At 67.8% G+C, this 4019-nt stretch carries 1 protein-coding gene and 1 pseudogene; one reads left to right on the top strand and one right to left on the bottom strand.

What is annotated here, in order from left to right; translation table 11 throughout:
* Positions 1 to 157: 157 nt before the first annotated feature.
* Complete coding sequence (locus ACY5KJ_RS17170) at positions 158 to 1843, bottom strand: acyl-CoA dehydrogenase family protein (protein WP_462203842.1); 1686 nt, start codon at positions 1841 to 1843, stop codon at positions 158 to 160.
* A 1367-nt stretch (positions 1844 to 3210) separates the two neighbouring features.
* Here ACY5KJ_RS17170 and ACY5KJ_RS17165 point away from each other — a divergent pair.
* Positions 3211 to 4019, top strand: a pseudogene (locus ACY5KJ_RS17165) (diguanylate cyclase); the annotation flags it as partial.

The following is a 4019-nucleotide window of genomic DNA, read 5'->3' as shown; positions in this document are numbered from 1 at the left end:
TCCACAGGTCTGTGACCGGCGATGATGCTCTCGATCACGTATTTGTTACTTCATTACGTCCCCCTAGGGGCACATCCCCCACCTGATGGCGCAGCGTTGATTACGGAGAGTTTCTAGTACCTATCCGCCAAGGTCAGGAAACACCGAGCGAATCATCTCAGGCGCCCATCGGTGGAATTCTGCCGAGAATGTTTGGCACATCAGCGGCATCAGGCAGGGTGCCGAAGGCCAGTCCCCCCTCACCGGCGACTCTCGTGGCGCAGAACGCGTCGGCCACGGCGCCCGGGGCGTAGCGCACCAGCAAGGAGCCCTGCAGGACGACGGCAAGTCGCTCAACGATGCGCCGGGCGGCGAACTCCGCGTCCTCGGACCGGTCGAGGACACCGCGCAACCGGGCCCAGGCCGCGTCCAGCCTGCGGTCCGCGCCACGTGCCGCGTCGATCTCCATGGCGAAGGCGGCGAGGCTGGCCGGTTCCCGGGTGACCGCGCGCAGCACGTCGAGCGCGTTGACGTTGCCCGAGCCCTCCCAGATACCGTTCAGTGGCGCCTCGCGGTAGAGCCTCGGCATCCCGGACTCCTCCACGTAGCCGTTACCTCCCAGGCATTCGAGCGCCTCGGCGGCCAGCGCCGGGGAACGCTTGCACACCCAGTACTTCGCGACGGCGATCGCCAACCGTCTGAACGCTCGTTCCTGACGATCGCCACGGGCCGCCCGGTCAACCGCGCCCGCCACCCGAAGCACCAGGGTCGTCGCGGCCTCGGACTCCAGGGCGAGATCGGCGAGCACATTGCGCATCAGCGGAGCATCGATGAGTAGTCTCCCGAACGCGCGTCGGTGACGTACGTGGTGGGCGGCCGCCATGACGGCCGCACGCATCCCCGCCGCCGAGCCGAGGCTGGCGTCGAGCCGGGTCATCGCCACCATCTCGATGATGGCCCGGGCCCCTGCGCCCTCCTCGCCGACCAGCCAACCGACCGTGTCGTCGAACTCCGGCTCGCCGCTGGCGTTACTACGGTTACCGAGCTTGTCCTTCAGCCGCGCGATGCGAAAGGTGTTGCGGGCGCCGTCCGGAAGCACCCGTGGCACCCAGAAGCAGGACAGGCCACCGGGGGCCTGGGCCAGGACCAGGAAGACGTCGTTCATCGGGGCGCTGGTGAACCACTTGTGCCCCCGCAGCCGATAGGTCCCGTCGCCCGCCGGCGTCGCCGTCGTCGTGTTAGCACGGACGTCCGAGCCACCCTGCTTCTCCGTCATGCCCATGCCCGCCAGCAGGCCGGCCTTGCTCTCGGGTGGGCGCAAACCCGGATCGTAGACGCGGCTGGTCAGCAACGGTTCGTAGCGGGCGGCGAGCTCCGGGGCGGCGCGCAGCGCCGGCACCACGGCGTAGGTCATCGACACCGGGCACAGATGGCCCTGCTCGACGGTGCCCCAGACCAGGATGTCCGCGGCGCGGGCGACATGGGCGCCGGGACGCGGGTCGGCCCACGGCGCCCCGGCCAGGCCCTCCCGTACCGCGACCTCCATCAGGGCGTGCCAGGAGGGATGGAAGTCCACCTCGTCGACGCGAAACCCATAACGATCATGAGTGCGCAGTTGCGGCGGGAACCTGTTCGCCTCGTCGGCCTGGCGGGCGGCCTCCTCGGTGCCGGCCAACCGACCGAGTCGATGCAGATCGTCCGCATGCCAGCCGGCCCCCTCCCGCGCGAGGGCCGCCAGTAGCGCCGGATCGGCCGCCGCATCGTGCCCCACGAGGGGCGGAGGCTGGTTCGTCACCTCATGGGTCCGGGACGAACACGTCCCGGGAACCGCCGTTGTCCGGTTGACGGTGGTCGGCGAGATCACCGGCCCTCCTCTCGGCCGGGCCGCACATCGGCCTCGACAGTGCCGCACATCGACAGTGCCGCACATCGACCGGGCCGCGTTCGAGCGGGACCGTATCGAGCACGGCCCGTCGGCACTGGTGTGAAGCGTGCCACTCCTGGCCGCGTCGGACCAGTCGCATCGCGCGCTCTCGCCGGATCCACGGGCCGTGTGCTCGGTGGGGCCGTGTGCTCGGTGGGGCCGTGCGGATCACGGCCGTACCGAAGAAGATCCGCTCCCGCGGCGAAAGCCCACGGCGGACCAGAAACGATCCATGCCGGGTGCCCTGAACAGGTGGGCTGTTCCCGGCCGGCGTCCGGCTATTGCGCCCAAAGGTGTTTACACATTCGGTATCCAACGCCGGGACGATGTCGTCGCGCCCTGATGTCCGGGCGCCGGGCCGGATCGAGAATCGGGTAATCGACCGGTAGCCACGCCCAGGCGAAGAAATCCGCACGCTCCGGCCCACCAGAGGCGCGGTGAATCTCCGGACCGCCGTCCGGGCGAGAATGCCGTTTCCCATTAAGCCAGGCACCGGCGGAGCGGATCGGAAGCAGCCGACGCACCGCTCGACCAAGCCGCCCCGCGCCCTGTCCGACGCCTCGACGAGGAGCCGGCGAGGCGGGCAGGGGCGGTCACGCGCTCCTAATTCACCCGGCGGTCCCGCCGCCGCGAAGCTCCGCCGGCTCGAGCAACGCACGCGGTGACCAGATGATCATCTTCCGCGATACTCGATCGGGCTAGACCGGCCAGGTGTTACGGAGAGTATTGAATAATGCCGAAGGGAACGAGAAGCATGCGGGGGCCGGTCGCGGAAGGTACCAACATCACAGCTCCCCAACCCCAACCGACAGCACCTAGCGTTATATATAGTAACCCATAGTCGAGTTGATGTCGCCTGCCGACTGACCATCCAAGCCTTAAAGTATTCGGAACGACACTTCTAGTAGTCGAATCATCTTCGTTCGGCAATCTCCTCCATCCCACGGACGCGCCGGGTCACCCAGCCCAATACGCCGGTCCGTGTCGGCGCAAGCGGTGGAGTTCTGTCACGGGCAGCGGCCGGTGAAACTCGTGGCACAGATACTCGTATGCTCACCCACTACCGGGATGATTCGACGGCACGGAAAACAGAAAGTCTTCACTCACGGTAAGATCCGTCGAGTCCGGGCACGGTTGTCGGACGGGGCATATAGATGATCAGAGGTGGCCGAATCGGTGGGCGGCAAGCACCCGGACGAGTCACGGCCGCAATCAGAACCTCAGCGGCCCGGGCCGGATCGCGACTCCGGCGGCGATTCATCCACCCACTGATCGTCGGACTACTCACGGTTGCGGTCCTCGGTACCATGGCAATCTGGACGGGCTCCGATCTGCTGAGCCGGGAGAAGATAGACCGCCTCAACGAACGTTCCCAGCTGGTCGAGCGGCTCGCGCAGTGGGCGGCGATCGTCAACAACCCGGCGGCTATGCAGTCCGCGGCCGATCGGACGCCCTTCCAGCCCGGTGACCCCCTGGGGAACGAAGCCCTGCTCCCGCAGCTCCAGATCGCCCACTCCGACGATGTCATCCGGGTGGTTGCGCTACTCGACACCGCGGGCCATACCACGGCCTCCTATCCACGGGGGAACTCCATAGTCCCCACCGACCTGGGGCAGGCCTGGTCCGCTGCCTGGTCCGGGGTTCCCGCCGTGTCCCCCGTCTTCGCCCTCCACGATGGCCGCGTCAGAGCAACGGTGGTTCCCGTCGGCCGTCCGCGGCCCTGGGCCGTCCTGGTCTCCGTGTCCACCGAGGAGTCCAACCTCCAGTTCACCAACGGGATCGCGGCCCTGCTCGGGGTCGGCCGGGGCAGCATGTCGACGGTCGGCCCGGACGGGGTACCAATCGCCTCCACCGAGCCGGGCATGCTGGGTCGGCAGGTCCTCTCGACCGCCGATCTCTCCCGCTCCCAAGCCCAGCGTGGCGGTGCGCGGATCTGGGAGACAACCGAGAACGGCAAGAGGATCACAAACATCACGGCGGTGCAGCCGACGACGGGGTACCTGACCTACTTCCGGCAGGCCACGGACTCGCTGAACGCCGACCTCCGGGCCCGACGGAACCAACGGAATCTGACGTTGCTGGCCTTCACGCTGACGTCGGTCCTAAGGAGTCGAAA

The organism is Frankia sp. CcWB3 (assembly GCF_977927595.1).
The sequence above is the reverse complement of the archived record's forward strand: the minus strand, read 5'-3'. Positions and strand labels throughout refer to the sequence as shown.